This is a genomic window from Kitasatospora sp. NPDC088861, from assembly GCF_044750105.1.
In the GTDB taxonomy this organism is placed as follows: domain Bacteria; phylum Actinomycetota; class Actinomycetes; order Streptomycetales; family Streptomycetaceae; genus Kitasatospora.
On the sequence record NZ_JBIVJF010000041.1, the window covers coordinates 1 to 17,174 of the forward strand.

Below are 17,174 nucleotides of genomic sequence, written 5' to 3' on the forward strand. Positions count from 1 at the left end.
GCTTCCTGGGCCCCTGCGGCTTCCGGTCCCCTCGGATCTCGAAGTCCATCGCACACCTTGAGCTCGGGTGTTGCGACGACCGCTAGAACCCAAGCAGCGCGGGGGCGGGGGCTCCGGTTCACACCCGCGCGGCGCCGGCCAGCGCGGCGGCGAGGTCCGCGGCCAGCGCGTCCACCGCCTCGGCCGTGAAGGCGTGCTCGTTGTACCGCAGCCAGCAGCGCAGCGAGCCGTCCGGCTGCTCGGTGACGGCGAGCTCCGGCACGTGCCGGTCGCCGCCGGGCAGTGGGTACGGCACGGTGGCGTTGCGCGGCAGCTCCCACGCGGCGCACGCCACTCCGGGCAGCTGTGCCGGGGCGCTCCAGCTCTCGTACCGCAGCCAGGCGGCGAACGGGACCAGCGGGCTGAACTCGGCGAAGGGGTACAGCTGGTGGTCCAGCGCGGTGGTGGCGGCCGTGCGGACGCGGTCCAGCAGTTCGGCGAACCCGGGCTCCCCGGCGGCGTCCACCCGCAGCAGCAGCGACTGGACGAAGCAGCCGACCGCGCGTTCCGCCTCCGGCCTGGTGCGGCCGGGCACCGGGGTCATCAGGACGAAGTCCCGCTGTCCGCTGCGGGCGGCCAGCAGCCCGCTCCACACCGCCGCCATCGCGAGGAACGGGGTGGCCCCCAGCTCCGCCGCCCGGGCCCGCAGCGCGCCCGCCCGCTCGGTCGGCACCTCCAGCGTCCGGACGGCGCTCAGCACCACCTCGGTGTCCTGCCGCCCGGGGAACGGGTCGATCGCCGTGGGGGCGCCCGCGAGCGCCGTCGCGAAGTGCGCCCGGGTGGCCGGCCAGTGCGCGTTCGACCACTCCACCAGCTCCCGGTACGCCGGGCCGGGCCGGGCGGCCGGCGCCGGGCGGCCGCCGCGCAGCGCCGAGTACAGCACGCCCAGGTCGCGCAGCAGCACGCCCAGCGACCAGCCGTCGGCGACGATGTGGTGGACCGCCAGCATGACGACGTGGTCCCCGGGGCCCCGGCTCACCACGGCGAGCCTGGTCATCGCCCCCGAGGCCAGGTCGGTCAGCCGGTCGCGTTCGGCGACGAGCCGGGCCGACACCTCCGCATCGCTCGCGCCGGGGGCGTCCAGCAGCACCACGTCGGCGCGCGGCTCGTCGTCGAGCACGGCCCGCAGCACCCCCGGTTCGGCGTCCGGCACCGGGACGAACCTGGTGCGCAGCGCGGGGTGGCGGCGGATCGCCTGGTGGAGGGCGTCGGTCAGGGTGTCCGTCCGCAGCTCCTCCAGCACCCGGAACATCACCGCCACCGAGCCGACGTTGCGGCCCGCGGCCTCGGCCATCCAGCGCAGGAAGTTCTCCTGCTGCGCGGTGAGCGGGAGCTCGTGCGGCTGGGCGCGCAGCGAGCGCAGGAACGCCGTCGCCTCGGCCTCGACCGGCTCCACCGGCCCGGCGGAGCCGGTCGAGGCCGCCGCCTGCTCCAGCCAGGCGGCCTGGGCCCGCAGCGAGGGCCGCTCGAACACCAGGGCCGTACCGGCCGCCACGCCGAACTCGGCGGAGATCGCGGCGGCCAGCTGGACGGCCCGGAAGGAGTCCCCGCCGAGCGCGAAGAACTCCTCCTCCACGGCCCGGACCGGCCGCCCCAGCACGCCCCGCCACAGCTCGGCCAGCGCGCGCTCCCGGGCGGTGGCCGGTGCGGTGCCGGCGGTGGGCACGGGCTCCTCGAACCTGGCCCGGAGCCGGTGCTTGACGACCTTTCCGCTGGGGTTGCGCGGCAGCGAGTCCGTCACCAGCAGGCGTACGGGCAGTTCGGCCCGGGCGAGCCGCTCGCCGAGGAAGAGCCGCAGCCCGTCGAGGTCGATCCCGCCCGGGAGCGGGACCACGGCCGCCACCGGCACCTGGCCCATCACCGGGTGCGGCAGCCCGAGCGCGGCCGCGTCGGCGACCTGCGGGTGCTCGTGCAGCACCGCCTCGATGCGCAGCGTGGAGACCTTCAGCGCACCGGACTTGACGATGTCGCTCTCCCGGTCGACCAGGTGGAGGTAGCCGTCCCCGTCCAGTCGGCCCAGGTCGCCCATCCGCACCCAGCCGTCGCGGAACACGGCGCCGGAGTCCGCGCCGACGTACCCCCGGGGCGGGCCCGGCTGGCGCAGCCAGAGCTCGCCGGTGTCGCCGGGCGCGACGGGCTGCCCGGCCTCGTCCAGGATCCGCAGGTCGGCCGGGTCGGTGGGGCGGCCGACCGAACCGGGGCGGCCGGCGTCCACGATCGCGGAGATCTGGGCGGGGGAGGCCTCGGCGGAGGTGTAGGTGTTGACGACGGTCGCCTTGGGCAGGGCGGCGCAGAGCCCGGCGGCGACGGCGGGCGGGAGCGCGGCGGCCGAGGAGCTGACCAGGAGGACACTGCTCAGGTCCCGGCGCTCGGCGATCCCGGAGTTCAGCAGTTCCACCGCCATCGACGGCACCAGGAAGACGGTGCCCGCGCCGTACTCCTCGACCACCCGGCCGAACTCCTCCGCGTCGAAGCGCGGCAGGCAGATCGTGGCCGGCTGCGCGGTCAGCGCGTTCACCAGGACGACCTGGGCGGCGTTGGTCCCGATCGGGAAGGCGTGCACCGCGTAGCGCGAGTGCGCGTACGGGCGGGGGCGGGGGTTGAGGACGAGCCCGGCGGTCAGGCTGGCGTGCGCGGCCCGGACGCCCTTCGGGGTGCCGGTGGTGCCGGAGGTGCCGATGATCTGGGCGAGGTCCCCGGGAGCGGCCCGATGCGGCGGTTCGGCACCACTGCCCTCGCCGTCACCACTGCCCTCGCCGTCACCACTGCCCTCGCCGTCACCGCTGCCCTCGCCGTCACCGCTGCCCTCGCCGTCACCACTGCCCTCCAGGTCGTCGAGGGTGAAGGTGGGCAGAGCGGTGTGCGGCCCGTTCCCGGCTATCGCCCAGCGCGCCCCCGCGGCGTCGACGAGCCGCGCGACGTCCGCCCCGGAGAGGTCCGCGCGGATCACCAGCCCCGCCGCGCCCGCGTAGTGCGCGGCCAGGAACGCCACGGCGTACGCGTCCCACTCCCGGTTGTCGAGCAGCAGCGCCACCCGGTCCCCGGGCCGTACCCCGGCCCGGGCCAGCCCGTGCGCGGCCCGCACCGCCCGTTCGCGCCACCGGCCGTAGGTGAGGCTGCCGCCGCCCGGCACCAGCAGCGCCTCCCGGTCGGGGTGCAGCGCCGCCCGGTGGTCCAGCAGGGCGGGGAGGGTGAGGGGCACGGGGACGGGGACGGGGACGGGCTGAGCGTTGATGACGACTCCCGGAGGGGCTGCTGACCGCTGAGTGATCCAGAACGTATCGGAGCAGTGAAGGAAGGCGCCAGATCCGTTCACATGTCGTCACGACCGCCCGTCGGCAGCGGGCGCGCGGACGGGACAATGACGGGCGTGACCGACGTGACGCTGAACCTCTGGCGCCGGCCCCTCGGCGCGGTACCGGCCGAGGTGTGGGACCGGACCGACCTGACCGTGCTCATCCTCGCCGAGACCGGCCTGACCGAACTGCCGCCCGAGGTCGGCGGGTTGCGACGGCTTCGCACCCTCGACCTCGGGCACAACCGGCTCACCGGCGTGCCCGCCGAACTGGGCGAGCTGACCGGGCTCGTTGACTTCCTCTACCTGCACGACAACGCGCTGACCGCGCTGCCGGCCGCGCTCGGCCGCCTCACCGCGCTGCGCTACCTCAACGTCGGCGACAACCGGCTCACCGAACTCCCCGCCACCATCGGCGACATGGCTGCCCTGGTCGAGCTGCGCGTCCAGCACAACCGGCTCACGGCGCTGCCCGACCGCCTCGGCGAACTGACCGCCCTGCGTGAACTCTGGCTGTGCGGGAACCACTTGACCACCCTGCCGGACACCTTCGGCGGCCTCACCGCGCTGCGCGAACTCGAACTGCGGGACAACGCGCTCGCCGAGGTCCCGCCGGCGCTCGCCGGGCTGCCGCTGCTGCGCCGGCTCGACCTTCGGGGCAACCGGATCACCGAACTGCCGCACTGGCTGGCCGAACTGCCCGCACTGGAGAAGCTGGACCTGCGGTGGAACGAGGCTCGCCCCTCGCCGCGGCTGCTCGGCGCGCTCGACGCGCGCGGCTGCGCCGTCCTGTTCTGAGCGGCCGCGGATAAAGATCGCCACGGCGGTCGGCGCCCTGTTATCGTGGATCGCATGAAGCGCGCTGCACTCGCCACGACGACGCCGGAGAGAGTCCCGGTGCGCTGACTGCTGACCTAGTCCGAAGCCCCGGGGCGAGTGCCCCGGGGCTTCGCCGTTTCCGGACCACTCGCCCGCAGATCCGAGTGGAGACCACCCCATGCACAACCACGCCGCGCACAACCACGCCGCGCACGACCGCCCTGCACACGACCACCCCGCGCACGACCACCGCAAGCTCGGCCGCGAACTCGACCTGTTCGACACCGACCCGCTGATGGGCTCCGGCCTGCCCTACTGGCTGCCCGACGGCGCCGCGATCCGGCACACCCTGGAGGAGTTCATCCGCGAGCGCGAGCGGCGGGCCGGCTACCGCCACGTGTACTCGCCGGTGCTCGGCAAGCGCGAGCTGTACGAGATCTCCGGCCACTGGGCGCACTACCGCGATGACATGTTCCCACCCATGGAACTGGGCTCGGAGGAGATGGTGCTCCGGCCGAGCCTCTGCCCGCACCACGCCCTGATCTACCGCTCCCGACCCCACAGCTACCGGGAACTCCCGCTGCGGATGGCCGAGTTGGGTGGCATGTACCGCTCCGAACTGTCCGGCGTGCTGGGCGGGTTGACCAGGGTCCGGGCGATCCAGCTGAACGACGCGCACGTGTTCTGCACCCCGGAGCAGGCCGCCGACGAAGCCGTCGCCGCACTGGAGCTGATCCGCGCGGCACACCGCGCGCTCGGCATCGAACCGGTCCGCTACCGGCTCTCGCTGCCCGGCGCGGGCGGCAAGTACGTGGCGGATCCGGCCCTCTGGGAGCGGGCCACCGCGCTGCTCACCGACGTGCTGGAACGCTCCGGCGTGCCGTTCGAGGCCGCGGAGGGCGAGGCCGCCTTCTACGGGCCGAAGATCGACGTGCAGATCGCCGACGGCGCCGGGCGCGAGTTCACCCTCTCCACCGTGCAGATCGACTTCCACCAGCCCGAGCGCTTCGGGCTGCACTACATCGGCCCGGACGGCGCGAAACACCGGCCGGTGATGGTCCACCGCAGCGTGATCGGCAGCGTGGAGCGGGTGGTCGCCCACCTCATCGAGCTGTACGGCGGCGCGTTCCCGGCCTGGCTCGCCCCGGCGCAGGTGGTGCTGCTGCCGGTCTCCGAGGGCGAACTGCCGCAGGCCGAGCGGCTCCGGCAGCGCTGCCTCGACCTCGGGTTGCGCGCCGAGGTCGCCGGCCCCGGGCACGGCAGCCTGGGCGCCCGGATCCGGGCGGCGCGCCTGGTGCCGTACCAGGCCGTGGTCGGGGCCAAGGAGGCCGTGGACGACCGGGTCGCGCTGCGGCTGCGGGACGGCCGCCGGCTCGAACCGCTGCCCGCGGAGGAGGCGTGGGCCAGGATCGGCGCGCTGGTGGCGGCGTGCAGCGCCGACCTCTGGGCGGACGACCCCGCGCGCCGGCCGGGCGGGGCGGCTCAGTAGGACTGGAGCTCGATCAGATGGCCGTCCGGGTCCCGCAGGTGGGCGCTGCGCAGGTTCGGGCCCCACTGGGGCCGGTCGGTCGGGCCGACGACCGGGGCGCCGCCGTGGCGCAGGCAGAGGGCGAACGCGTCGTCCACGGAGGCCACCCTGAAGACCAGCATCGCGGCGTCCTGGGCGGGGGCGGCCGGGCGTTCGGGCAGGTCGGTGGCGCCCAGGGCGGCGGCCATCGCGGCGCGGTCGAAGAGCACCAGGACGGCCTGCCCGTCGACGTCCCAGTTGGCGTAGGGGCCGTCGGGGGCGCCCTTGACCAGGGCGGCGCCGGTGAGGGGCGGCAGGACCGCCCGGTAGAACCCGAAGCACTCGGCGAAACGGGTCACGAGCAGGCGGGGGTACAGGGCGTCCACGGTCGAAGCTCCCGGGTTCGGGGATTCAGCGGGTCGGATCAGTCGGATATCAGTGGGTCGGCACCCACTATAGGGATGAACCCTAGACTGGCGCCATGGCCCCCGAACCCCCGCTCCCCGAATCTCCGCTGCCCGCCCCTTCCCTGTCCGCCCCTCCCTTGTCCACTCCCTCCCTACCGCCGACGCTGCTCGACCTCAGTACCTACCTGCTCTCCCGGATCGGCCGGACGGCACGGGGCCGCCTCGCCGAGCAGCTCGCCGAGCACGGCCTCCGGCTCTGGGACATGGCCGTGCTGGCCGCGCTCGCCGACTTCGGGCCGCACGCCCAGCGGGACCTGGTCCAGCGGCTGGGCATCGACCCGAGCGACCTCGCCAAGGTCGCCGACCAGCTGGCCGCCGCCGGGTACGTCGAGCGCGTCCGAGACCCGGCGGACCGGCGGCGGGTCTCGGTGTCGGTCACCGGCGCCGGGCGGGCGCTGCTCGCGGAGCTGGACGCCCGGGCGCGCGCGGTGCAGGACGAGGTGCTGGCGCCGCTGGACGCGCGGGAGCGGCAGCTGCTGCACGGCCTGCTGCTGCGCGTCCACCAGGGACACCAGGGGCCGGGGGAGCGGCGCGGCCTCTGAGGCCCGCTCAGCCGGCCGGCCCGGGGCGGCGGGCACCGGCGAACTCGCCGGCCCAGCGCGGGACGTCGAGGACGTGCTCGACCCGGGCGACCGGTGTCCCGGTGCGCTCGGCGTGGATCATCGCGCCGTCGCCGACGTGGATCCCGACGTGGTGCAGCGGCGCGTCCGGGCGGGAGAAGAACAGCAGGTCGCCCGGGGCGAGGGCGTCACGTTCCACCGGGGCGCTGTGGTGGAACTGGGCGACGGTGTAGTGCCCGAGCTCGACCGTGCCGTGGCTGGCCCGGTACCAGCAGTAGAGGGACAGGCCGCTGCAGTCGAAGCCGACCGTGCTCTCGCCGATGCAGACGCCGTCCAGGTAGCCGTTCTCGTCGTCGCAGAAGCCGAGGCTCGCCCCCAGCCGGTCGCCGCCGCCCCAGGCGTAGGGCACGCCGAGCTGGGCGGTGGCCACCTCGGCGACCCGGCGGCCCAGGGCGGCGGACGCGGGCGCCGGGGTGTCCGACCGGGTTGTCGCGGTCGCGGCCGCGACCGGAGCGAGGGTCGGGACGAGCCCCGCCCCGAGCGCCAGGCCCAGCATCCGGCGCCGGCGGACCCCGGAGGCCTCGTCGCGGTACGGCGGTCGGGATTCCATGGGTGACCTCCTGGTGTCGGCGCGGCGTCGGCGCGTGCGGGTGGCGGCCACCAGGATTCCGGCCGGGCGGGTCGGCCCGCCATCACCCGCAACGGTGAATCGTGGACGCAACGGGCCCGTGGCGGACGGGAAAGCGCTGGTAAATGGTTTGACGGTCGTTCAGGAGAGACCAACGATGGGCGCGAACGTTCGGCCGCGACCCTTCGGAGTGCCCCTTGAACAGCGCAGTCAAGCTGATCCGCAGCTCCCGCCTCACCCCGGCCGTCGACTACGCCTACGCGGCCCTGGTCGACGCCCAGGCCCGTTCGCTCTGGCTCGCCGGGGCCTGCCCGCTCGACGCAGAGGGGCGGACGGTCGCCGTCGGCGACTACGCGGGCCAGGCGCACCAGGTGATGCGGAACCTGATAACCGTGCTGGAGGACGCCGGTGCCGGGCTGACCGACGTCGCCCGCACGACGGTGTACGTGGCCTCCGCCGACCAGGCCGACCTGGTCGCGGTGTGGGACGTGTACCGCGCCTACATGGGGGAGCACGACGCCCCCAGCACGCTGCTGGGGGTGTCGGTGCTCGGCTACGACGACCAGCTGGTGGAGGTGGAGGCGGTGGCCGTCCTGCCGTGACGCCTTCCGGCCTCCCGGTGTCCCGATTAGGAAACCGATCGTTCGGTTTTTCCCCGGATAGGTGAGGTGTGGGGGCGGTGCCGCTTTCGGTCGTCCGGCGAAGGAACGGCGGCCCGTAGGCGAAATGCGGAGGATGCGGGCGGGAGGGGAGAAGCGTTTGAGGCGATTCCCCGACATCATCTTGTCGTCCGTAGGCCACCGGTAGCTAAGATACGGGGTGTTTGGTTTTGTTTTCCGGGAGCTCTGGGTGGGGTGGTTGCGGTGGTTCGGCAGGAGCGGGCGGTCCGGACGCGTCGGCTGATCCTGGAGGCGGCGGCGTCGGTCTTCGACGAGTTCGGCTACGAGGGCGCCACCATCGGCGAGGTGGTCGCGCGGGCCGGTGTGACGCGTGGTGCGGTGTATTTCCATTTCGCCTCCAAGCGGGATCTGGCCCAGGGCGTCGTCGAGGAGCAGTTCGTCCAGGACGGTGTGCCCGAACGGGTCTGCAAACTGCAGGAGTTCGTGGACACCGGGATGGTGGTGGCGTATCTGATGCCACGTGATCCGCTGCTGAGCGCGGGGGCCCGGCTCTCGCTGGGCCAGGACGTCTTCGACGACCTCGGCGGCGGCGCGATCCCCGGCTGGATCAGCCGGCTGGAGGCGCTGCTGGTCGCGGCCGGCGAGCGGGGTGAACTGCTGCCGCACGTCGTCCCGGCCGACACCGCGTGGCTGGTCACGGCGGCGTGGACGGGTGTGCAGATCCAGTCGCAGAAGCTGTCCGGGCGCGCGGACTTGGAACGGCGGGCCGCCGGGCTGTTCCAGCACCTGATGCCGAGCATCACGGTGCCGGGTGTGCTCGGCTCGCTGCAGATGGGCCCGGACCGCGGTGCCCAGGTGGTCGCCGAGGTGGCGGCCGCCCGCGCGGCGGCGGAGGGCGCCGGGGCGCAGGGCGGGGCGCGGTCGGCCGCCCGGCCGGTCGCGGTCGCGGTCGCGGACGAGGTCGGTGTGGGCTGACGGTCCGGCACCGGCCGGAAATCGCTTCGGCTGGTGCGGAGTTGACCAGGGCTCGGTGGCCCCCTGTGCGCGGGGGCGTCCGGGCGGTGGTCGGCCCGGTGGTCGGCCCGGTGGTCGGTCCGACGGTCGGCCGACCGGCGGTGCGCGCGGAGTGCGGGCGAATTGGTGGCGGCGCGGGATCCACGGGGGTCCGACGCCGCCTTCGGTTTGCCCGCACTCCGCTGCGCGTGGTGGCCGGTTCGTGGCGCAGGGTGGCCGCCGCGCCCGTCTGTCCGAGTCGGGCCGCCCATTCCAAGAAACAAACAGCACGTTCGGTTTTGTATTGACAAACCGCGCGTCCTGTTTTTGACTGGTGACAGTCGCCCTAGGGGTGTCGACCCGGGTGCCGGCCGCGGCGGATCGGCCTGCGGCGTTCCGTGTGATTGGGGTGGTCATCGTGGAAATTCGGGTGCTCGGGGCGTTGGACGTCCGGGTGTGCGGGGTGTCGGTGGTGCCATCGGCGCCGAAACCGCGGCAGGTGCTGGGGCTGCTGGCCCTGCGGGCCGACCAGGTGGTGTCGGCCGGGGTGCTGGCCGAGGAGCTGTGGTCGGGCCGCCCGCCGCGCAGCGCGCGCACGACGGTGCAGACGTACGTGCTGCAACTGCGCGACATGATCGACCGGGCGCTCGGGCAGGTCGCCCCGGCGGCAGGGGTCTCCTGCGCCAAGGACGTGCTGGTGACCTCGCCGGGCGGCTACATGCTGAACAGCGGCGGCGGGTTGACGGACGTCCGGGAGTTCGAGCGCCTGGCCGGCATGGGCTACCGGGCCATGGACGGCGACGACCACCCGCTGGCCGCCCGGATGCTCGGCGAGGCGCTCGGCCTGTGGCGCGGTCCGGCCTTCGCCGACGTCCCGGCGGGCGGCCAACTCGCCGTCGAGGCCAAGCGGTTGGAGGAGACGCGGCTCTGCGCGCTGGACCAGCGGATCGAGGCCGACCTGCGGCTGGGCCGCCACCGCGTCCTGCTCGCCGAACTCACCGTCCTGGTCGACCGCTACCGCACCCACGAGAGCCTGCACGGCCAGTACATGATCGCCCTGCACCGCTCCGGCCGACGGGGCGAGGCCCTGGAGGCCTACCAGCGCCTGCGCAACACCCTGGTACGGGAGTTGGGCATGGAGCCTTCCACCGGACTGCGACGGCTCCAGCGCTCCATCCTGCTGGCCGGCCCGGAGCGGCCCGAGCGCCCCGAGCGTTCGGAGCGCCCGGAGCGCGAGGCGGCCGCGACCGCTTCGCCGGAGGGGTCCGTGGCCCGGTTCACCCGGGTCGGCTGAGGACGCGCGGCAGGCGCCGTCGCTGCCGGGGCGCTGCTCGTGTGTGGTCGGAACGTGCTCGTCGTTGTGAGGGGTGTGGGTCGGGTGGTGCAGGAGAGGTCGGAACGGACACGCGGACGGCTGGTCGAGGCGGGGGCGGTGCTGTTCGACCGCTGCGGCTATGCGGGGGCCACGCTCGGCGAGATCGCCGGCGCCGCGGGAGTGACGAAGGGTGCGCTCTACTTCCACTTCGCGTCCAAGGAGGAGCTGGCGCAGGCGGTGTTCCAGCGGGCCGAGCGCTCGCTGCGGGGCGCCTGCGGCGGTTTGCGGGCCACTTCCTCCCCCCTGCAGACGCTGATCGACGTGGGCTACTGGCTGGTCGACGCCCTGGGGTCGGACGCGGTGGTCCGGGCGGCGTTCCGCCTCGGCCGGGAGGGCGGCTGGCAGTCGAGGACCGCCGCGTTCGCTCCCGCCACGCCCGCCCCCGGCGCGCCGGTCGCGGGCGTGCGGGGCTTCCACGGCGTCTGGGCCGGTGTCGTTCGGGAGTTGCTGACCGGTGCCCGGCGCGCCGGCGAGCTGCGCGACCGCTCGGGCGATCCCGGCCCGGAGACCCTGGTGGTGGCGGCAGCCTGCGGGCTGGAGGTCGTCTTCGGTGACGGCTGCCCGGGCGAGGAGCGCGCCCGCCGGGTCGGCGCCCTGTGGGAGTGGCTGCTGCCCTGCCTCGTCCCCCCGGGCTCCTCAAGCGCCTACCGGACCAGGCCGCTGACGTCGCTGCCGGGCTGAGCAGGCGGTTCAGGGGCGGACAGGCGGGGCGCCTGGTGCGGCGCGCCCCGCCCCGGGCCGGTCACGCCGTGTGGAGGCGCTCCGCCAGGCCGGCGGCCGTGAAGGCGGCCACCAGGTCGTCTCGGTCCTCGGTGAAGTGGGCCCAGCTGTCGTGGTGGACGAGGACGACCCGGCGGGCGTCGAGGATCGCGGCGGCCTCGGCGGCCTGGGCGCTGTCCAGGACGATGGGCGCGCCGTCGAAGAGGGCGGCGAAGCGGGGAGCCCCGGCGAAGAGGATCGCGGTGTCCACGGGGGCGAAGCGTTCGGCGATCTCCCCGACGGCGGGGAGGGAGGCGTTGTCCCCGCTGACGTAGACGGTGGGCAGCCCGTCCCCGGTCAGGACGAAGCCGACGACCTGGCCGGTGGCGGCCTCCACCTCCTCGCGGGCCCCGGGCCCGTGGAGGGCGGGCACGCCGGTCACGGTGAGGGTGCCGCCGCCGGGGCGGTCCAGCGTGACCGACTCCCAGTCGGCCAGTCCCCGGGCCGTGCCGCCGAGGCGCAGGCCACCGCCGGGGGTGGTGAGGGTGAGCGGGACGTCGGCCAGCAGGGCCCGGCCGGAGTGGTCGAGGTTGTCGGGGTGCTCGTCGTGGGAGAGCAGGACGACGTCGACGCGGCCGGCGTCGGCGGGGCTCCCGGAGGAGGGCGCGGTCTTGGTGAGGAGCGGGCCGCCCGGCCGCTGGTAGTCGCCCGGGCCGTCGAAGGTCGGGTCGGTGAGGAAGCGCAGGCCTCCGTACTCGAAGAGGGCGGTCGGGCCGCCGAAGAGGCGGACGGGGAACTGCTCGACGGTCGTGTCGGAAGAAGCCATGGTGAAGCACACCTCACGGTTGAGATCGGTTTATCCGTGAGGAAAGCTAGCCGGTTCTCACGGATGATCGCAAGCGCTACCATGAGACTCATGACGGACGCCGCGGACACCGCCACCGACGAGACCGCCGTGCCACCCGCGCCGGGCGAGCAGCGGTACTCCTCGCTCGCCCTGGTCAACAGCGCCGTCACGCTGCCCGGCGGACACGTCGTCGACCGCCTCGGCACGCCGACCGCCGCCGGTCGGTGGCTCCTGGAGCACGGCCTCGCCCCGGCCGACGCGGGCCTTCAGGAGATGTGCACGGCGCAGGTGCGCTCGATGCGCGAACAGGTCAGGACGCTGTTCGCCGCCCGCGTCGCGGAGCTGCCCGCACCCTCCTCTGCCCTGGCCGCCGTCAACGACGCCCTGACCCGCCTGCCCACGGCCCGGCTGCTGCGGTGGGACGACGGCAGCGGCCCCTACCGCGCGGCCCCCCACCCCACCACCGAGATCGTCGACCACGCCCTGGCCACCCTCGCCGCCGACGCCGCCGACCTGCTCACCGGGCCCGAAGCGGCCCGTCTCACCGCCTGCGGCTCCACCCCGTGCACCCGGTACCTCCTCCGGCACGGCCGGCGCCACTGGTGCTCCACCCGCTGCGGCGACCGCGCCCGCGCGGCCCGCGCCTACGCCCGGCGCACCCGGCCCCAGCCCGACTGACCGGGCTGGCGCCCTCGACCGGCGCCCTCGCCGACGGCCCTGGTCGACACCCCTGGCCGGCGCGGGCCGCACCCCCCCCGAGCCCGGTCCGTGCGAGCCGCGTTCGAACGGGCCGAATGTCAGTGCGGCTCGCCATGATGGCGGTATGAAGGACGCAGCCACCCTGGCCCCTCCCGCCGCCCTGGCCTCCCCGCAGGCCTACGCTGACGCCGTCGCCGCCGCCGTACGGGCCGCCGCCGCGTACTACGCCGACGGCTCCGCCCCGCTCGGCGACGACGAGTACGACGCCCTGGTGCGGGCGATCGAGGCCTACGAGCACGAGCACCCGGACGAGGCGCTGCCCGAGTCGCCCACCGGCAAGGTGGCCGGCGGCGCGGCGGTCGGCGACGTCCCGCACAGCGCGCCGATGCTCTCCCTCGACAACGTCTTCTCGGCCGAGGAGCTGGAGTCCTGGGCGGCCGGCCTGGAGCGCCGGCTCGGCCGGCCGGTCGCCGCCTGGTGCGTCGAACCGAAACTGGACGGCCTCGCCGTCGCCGCCCGCTACCGGGCCAGCCGGCTCACCCAGGTGCTGACCAGGGGCGACGGCCTGGCGGGGGAGGACATCACCGCCGCCGCCGACGCCGTGCTCGGCCTGCCCGCCCGGCTCGCCGAACCGGTCGACGTCGAGCTGCGCGGCGAGGTGCTGCTCACTCACGAGCAGTTCGAGCAGGCCAACGCCGTCCGCACCGCGCACGGCGCCACCCCGTTCGCCCACCCGCGCAGCGGCGCGGCCGGCACCCTGCGCGCCAAGGACCGCGCCTACCGCGTCGAACTCACCTTCTTCGCCTACGACGCCCTCGGCCTGCCCGGCCTCGACCACGCCGACCTGCTCGCCCGGCTGGCCGTCCTCGGTGCCAACACCGCCGCCAGCACCGATGCCGCGCCGCGCCGCTGCGCGACCCTCGCCGAGGCACAGCAGCGGATCGACGAGATCGCGGGCCTGCGCGCCGCGCTGCCCTTCGGGATCGACGGCGTGGTGGTGAAGGCGGACGCGGTGGCCGACCAGGAGGCGGCCGGGTCCGGCTCCCGCGCGCCGCGCTGGGCGGTGGCCCGCAAGCTGGCGGCGCAGCACAAGGTCACCCGGCTGCTCGGCGTCGAGTGGAACGTCGGCCGCACCGGGATCATCGCGCCCCGGGCCGTCCTCGAACCGGTGGTGATCGACGGCGTCACCGTCACCTACGCGACCCTGCACAACCCGGCCGACATCGGGCGCCGCGGGCTGATGATCGGCGACCAGGTGTTCGTCTACCGGGCCGGCGACGTGATCCCGCGGGTCGAGGCGCCCCTGGTCGACCAGCGCACCGGCGCCGAGCAGCCGATCGCCTTCCCCGAGGTCTGCCCGCGCTGCGGCGACGCCATCGATACCTCCGAGCAGCGCTGGCGCTGCGTGCGCGGCCGGGCCTGCCAGGCGGTCGCCTCGGTGATCTACGCGGCCGGGCGCGACCAGCTCGACATCGAGGGCCTCGGCGGCACCCGCGCCGTCCAACTGGTCGAGGCCGGGCTGGTCGGCGACCTCGCCGACCTGTTCACCCTCACCCGGGAGCAGCTGCTCACCCTGGAGCGGATGGGCGACACCAGCGCCGACAACCTGCTCGCCGCGATCGAGACCGCCCGCAGCCGCCCGCTGAACCGGGTGTTCTGCGCCCTCGGCATCCGCGGCACCGGCCGGACGATGTCCCGCCGACTCGCCGCGCACTTCGGCAGCATGGCCGCGATCCGCGCCGCCGACGCCGCGGCGCTGGCCGGCGTGGACGGTATCGGCGTCGAGAAGGCCGCCGTGATCGTCGCCGAACTCGCCGATGTGGCACCGCTGTCGGACCGGCTCTTGGCGCAGGGCGTCGGCACGGCGGTGACCGAGCCGACGGCTCCCGCCGACCGGGCCGCGGACGGCGGCGCGGCGGCTGCGGACGACACCGCGGCGGGCCCGCTGGCCGGCCAGAGCGTGGTCGTCACCGGCAGCATGACCGGAGCCCTCGCCGAGCTCTCCCGCAACGCGATGAACGAGCTGATCGAACGCGCCGGCGGCAAGGCCTCCTCGTCGGTGTCCAAGCGCACCACCCTCCTCGTCGCGGGCGAGAAGGCCGGCTCCAAGCGTGCCAAGGCGGAGGAGCTCGGAGTGCCCGTCATGACCCCGGAGGAGTTCGCCGCCCTGGTCGCCGAGCAGCTCGGCTAGGCCGGCCGCGGCCGGCCAACCGGCCGGACAGCCGGACAGCCGGACAGGACCTGGGCCCGGAAGGCCAGTTGATCGCCCGCGCCAAGGGTGCGGTAGGGTGGCCGACGCCGTGTACGACCGCGACTCAAGGAGGTGAGCCCCATTACCGGTATGTCCGAGCGGGTGCTCCCGGAGCGCGGCCGTGCGGGCGCGTCGCGCGCGTAGCGCGGACGCGTCGGCGCGGTGTCGGCCCTTGCGGGAGCCCTGACGGAGTCGTTCGTCCTCCTCCCGATTCCCCCAAGGGGTCATCTTGTCGGTTTTTGCCTCCGCAGCTCTCCGTTCCTCGGTCGTCGCCCGGCTGCGTGCCGCCGGTTGCGTGTTCGCCGAGGACGAGGCGCGGGTCCTGCTCGCCGCCGCCGCGACACCGGCCGACCTGGCCGTGATGGTCCGGGCCCGGGCCGAGGGCCGGCCGCTGGAACACGTCGTCGGCTGGGCCGAGTTCGCCGGGCTGCGGATCGCCGTCGACCCGGGCGTGTTCGTGCCGCGCCGCCGCAGCGAGTTCCTGGCCGCCACGGCCACCGAGCTCACCGGCCCGGGCGCCGTGGTCGTCGACCTCTGCTGCGGCAGCGGCGCCCTCGGCGCCGCCGTGGCGGCCACCGCCGCGCACCCGGTCGAGCTCTACGCGGCCGACGTCGACCCGGTCGCCGTCCGCTGCGCCCGCCGCAACCTCACCGGGCCCGGGGCCCCGGTCTTCGAGGGCGACCTGTTCGTCGCGCTGCCCGCCGCCCTGCGCGGCCGGATCGACGTCCTGCTCGCGAACGTCCCGTACGTCCCCAGCGCCGACATCGCGCTGCTGCCGACGGAGGCCCGGCTGCACGAGGCCCGGCCGGCGCTGGACGGCGGTGCCGACGGTCTGGACGTGCTGCGCCGGGTGGCCGCCGAGGCGCCGCACTGGCTGGCCACGGGCGGGTCGCTGCTGTTCGAGACCAGCGAACGGCAGACCCCGACGGCCCTGGCCGTCGCCCGCGCGGCCGGCCTCGACGCCGTCGACGCCTGGTGCGAGGACCTGGACGCGACGGTCGTCACCGCGACCCTGCGCTGACGGGGCCGCAGCCCGCCCCCGCCCCCGCCTCCCGCCTCCTGCCTCCCGGTGGCAGGGGCGGGCCCGGCGGCCGGCTGGGCGCTCACAGCTCGCGGATCTCACGCCTGGTCAGCGCGTACCCGAACGCGCCCGTCAAACAGAGCCCGGTCGTCGCGAACACGCCCCGGCTCCCGAAGGCGTCCACCGCCGCGCCGGCCGCGATCACCGAGATCGGGAAGACTCCCAGCGCGCAGAAGGTGACGGCCGCCATGACCCGGGCCAGCAAGGCGGGCGGGGTGCTCTTCTGCACGCCGGTGACGATCAGGACGTTGGTCACCGTGCTGGCGCCGCCGGCCAGGCAGAGCAGCAGCACGGCGCCGACGAGGCCGGTGAACGGCACCAGCCCGATCGCCGTACCCATCACCAGACCGGAGAGCATCGCCGTGCGGCCCCGCGAGCGCACCTCGGTGAGGCCGGCCGCGAACAGGCCGCCGACCAGCGCACCGCCGGTGAACGCGGCCAGCAGCAGGCCCAGCCCGACGGCACCGGCGCCGAAGCCGTGGGTGGCCAGGGTCGGCAGGGCGACACGGGTGGCGCCGCCCACCGTCAGGTTCGCGATCACCGTCACCGTCAGCACCGCGCGCAGCAACGGCGACTCCCGCAGCAGGCCACGGAAGTTCTTCGGTACGGAGGCACGTTCGGAAATCGGGCTGGCGGGTGCGACGAGGCTGCCGCGACCGATCAGCAACAGCGTGGCCGCCGACACGGCGAAGGTGGCCGCGTCCAGGCCCAGTGCGGCGGCCGGGCTGAGCCAGGCGACCAGCGGGCCGGCCAGCGCCGGACCGAGCAGACCGGCGCCGAAGGTGACCGTACTGTTCAGTGCGTTGCCCGCGTGCAGGTCCTCGGAGGGCAGCAGGGTCGGGGTGATCGCCCAGGCGGCCGGCAGGAACACCCCTGCTCCGAGGCCGACCAGCAGCGCGAGCCCGCCGATCAGCCAGAAGTTCGCCGCCCCGCCGGCGGCGATCGCGCACAGCCCGGCGGTGGCGAGCAGCCGGCCGAGGTCGGCGGCCAGCATCACCCGGCGGGCGCCGAACCGGTCGGCGAGCATCCCGCCGAGCGGGGTGGCGGCCAGCCGTCCCGCGCCGTAGGCGGCGACCACCAGACTCAGCTGGCGGGCGCCTCCGGCGAGGGAGTAGACCAGCAGCGGCAGGGCGACCACCTGGAACGCGTTGCCGAACTCCGAGGTGCCCTGCCCGATCACCAGCAGCCGGAAGCCCCGCGCACGCAGGGGCGCGACGCTGATCCGGGGGCGGAACCGCAACAGCCCCGCCGCGCCGCCTGCTCGCGCGCCGCCCGTCCCCGTGCTGCCCGTCCC

The 17,174-nt window shown here is 75.0% G+C and carries 15 protein-coding genes; 10 read left to right on the forward strand and 5 right to left on the reverse strand.

The window, feature by feature from the left end; genetic code table 11:
• Positions 1–118: 118 nt before the first annotated feature.
• Complete coding sequence (locus ACIP37_RS35300) at positions 119–3,241, reverse strand: AMP-binding protein (RefSeq protein WP_400808138.1); 3,123 nt, start codon at positions 3,239–3,241, stop codon at positions 119–121.
• Positions 3,242–3,409: 168 nt separating this feature from the next.
• Between ACIP37_RS35300 and ACIP37_RS35305 the strand changes: the two genes are divergently transcribed.
• A complete protein-coding gene (locus ACIP37_RS35305; RefSeq protein WP_400808135.1) occupies positions 3,410–4,132 on the forward strand; it encodes a leucine-rich repeat domain-containing protein in 723 nt (240 codons plus the stop codon).
• A gap of 199 nt (positions 4,133–4,331) precedes the next feature.
• Positions 4,332–5,642, forward strand: coding sequence for a threonine--tRNA ligase (thrS, locus tag ACIP37_RS35310; RefSeq protein ID WP_400808133.1), 1,311 nt, complete (start codon positions 4,332–4,334; stop codon positions 5,640–5,642).
• On the opposite strand, the gene ACIP37_RS35315 is transcribed toward thrS, so the two are convergent.
• A complete protein-coding gene (locus ACIP37_RS35315; RefSeq protein WP_400808130.1) occupies positions 5,636–6,046 on the reverse strand; it encodes a VOC family protein in 411 nt (136 codons plus the stop codon). The genes thrS and ACIP37_RS35315 overlap by 7 nt on opposite strands.
• 158 nt (positions 6,047–6,204) lie before the next feature.
• Here ACIP37_RS35315 and ACIP37_RS35320 point away from each other — a divergent pair, with 158 nt between their 5' ends.
• Positions 6,205–6,669, forward strand: a complete 465-nt coding sequence (locus ACIP37_RS35320; RefSeq protein ID WP_400808127.1) for a MarR family winged helix-turn-helix transcriptional regulator — start codon at positions 6,205–6,207, stop codon at positions 6,667–6,669.
• A gap of 7 nt (positions 6,670–6,676) precedes the next feature.
• Here the strand turns inward: ACIP37_RS35320 and ACIP37_RS35325 are convergent, their stop codons facing one another.
• Complete coding sequence (locus ACIP37_RS35325; RefSeq protein ID WP_400808124.1) at positions 6,677–7,297, reverse strand: C40 family peptidase; 621 nt, start codon at positions 7,295–7,297, stop codon at positions 6,677–6,679.
• 215 nt (positions 7,298–7,512) lie between these two features.
• On the opposite strand from ACIP37_RS35325, the gene ACIP37_RS35330 reads away from it, so the two are divergent.
• The 4 genes from ACIP37_RS35330 to ACIP37_RS35345 all read left to right on the forward strand — a co-directional run bounded on the left by ACIP37_RS35330 (position 7,513) and on the right by ACIP37_RS35345 (position 10,984).
• On the forward strand, positions 7,513–7,917 hold the full coding sequence (locus ACIP37_RS35330) for a RidA family protein (RefSeq protein WP_400808122.1): 405 nt from the start codon (positions 7,513–7,515) through the stop codon (positions 7,915–7,917).
• Positions 7,918–8,169: 252 nt separating this feature from the next.
• Complete coding sequence (locus ACIP37_RS35335) at positions 8,170–8,910, forward strand: ScbR family autoregulator-binding transcription factor (RefSeq protein WP_400808119.1); 741 nt, start codon at positions 8,170–8,172, stop codon at positions 8,908–8,910.
• Positions 8,911–9,346: 436 nt separating this feature from the next.
• Positions 9,347–10,222 carry a BTAD domain-containing putative transcriptional regulator gene (locus ACIP37_RS35340; protein ID WP_400808117.1) on the forward strand — a complete coding sequence of 292 codons (876 nt, stop codon included), beginning with the start codon at positions 9,347–9,349 and terminating at the stop codon, positions 10,220–10,222.
• A gap of 84 nt (positions 10,223–10,306) precedes the next feature.
• Complete coding sequence (locus ACIP37_RS35345) at positions 10,307–10,984, forward strand: ScbR family autoregulator-binding transcription factor (protein ID WP_363625720.1); 678 nt, start codon at positions 10,307–10,309, stop codon at positions 10,982–10,984.
• A gap of 61 nt (positions 10,985–11,045) precedes the next feature.
• Here ACIP37_RS35345 and ACIP37_RS35350 read toward each other — a convergent pair whose 3' ends face one another.
• Entirely contained in the window at positions 11,046–11,828 is a 783-nt protein-coding gene (locus tag ACIP37_RS35350) for an MBL fold metallo-hydrolase (RefSeq protein ID WP_363586253.1), read from the reverse strand.
• Positions 11,829–11,909: 81 nt separating this feature from the next.
• On the opposite strand from ACIP37_RS35350, the gene ACIP37_RS35355 reads away from it, so the two are divergent.
• The 3 genes from ACIP37_RS35355 (at position 11,910) to ACIP37_RS35365 (ending at position 15,820) form a co-directional block, all read left to right on the forward strand.
• Entirely contained in the window at positions 11,910–12,527 is a 618-nt protein-coding gene (locus ACIP37_RS35355; RefSeq protein WP_400808113.1) for a CGNR zinc finger domain-containing protein, read from the forward strand.
• Between the two features lie 145 nt (positions 12,528–12,672).
• A complete protein-coding gene (ligA, locus tag ACIP37_RS35360; RefSeq protein WP_400845195.1) occupies positions 12,673–14,739 on the forward strand; it encodes an NAD-dependent DNA ligase LigA in 2,067 nt (688 codons plus the stop codon).
• Positions 14,740–15,028: 289 nt separating this feature from the next.
• Positions 15,029–15,820: a putative protein N(5)-glutamine methyltransferase gene (locus tag ACIP37_RS35365; protein ID WP_400808108.1), complete on the forward strand. Its 792-nt coding sequence runs from the start codon at positions 15,029–15,031 to the stop codon at positions 15,818–15,820.
• 82 nt (positions 15,821–15,902) lie between these two features.
• Here ACIP37_RS35365 and ACIP37_RS35370 read toward each other — a convergent pair whose 3' ends face one another.
• Positions 15,903–17,120: an MFS transporter gene (locus ACIP37_RS35370; protein WP_363586256.1), complete on the reverse strand. Its 1,218-nt coding sequence runs from the start codon at positions 17,118–17,120 to the stop codon at positions 15,903–15,905.
• Positions 17,121–17,174: the final 54 nt, after the last annotated feature.

Bases quoted from the DNA above. Each gene is read 5' to 3' on its own strand.
- thrS (WP_400808133.1), top strand. From the start codon at position 4,332: ATGCACAACCACGCCGCGCACAACCACGCCGCGCACGACCGCCCTGCA.
- ACIP37_RS35325 (WP_400808124.1), bottom strand. From the start codon at position 7,297: ATGGAATCCCGACCGCCGTACCGCGACGAGGCCTCCGGGGTCCGCCGG.
- ACIP37_RS35350 (WP_363586253.1), bottom strand. From the start codon at position 11,828: ATGGCTTCTTCCGACACGACCGTCGAGCAGTTCCCCGTCCGCCTCTTC.
- ACIP37_RS35355 (WP_400808113.1), top strand. From the start codon at position 11,910: ATGAGACTCATGACGGACGCCGCGGACACCGCCACCGACGAGACCGCC.
- ligA (WP_400845195.1), top strand. From the start codon at position 12,673: ATGAAGGACGCAGCCACCCTGGCCCCTCCCGCCGCCCTGGCCTCCCCG.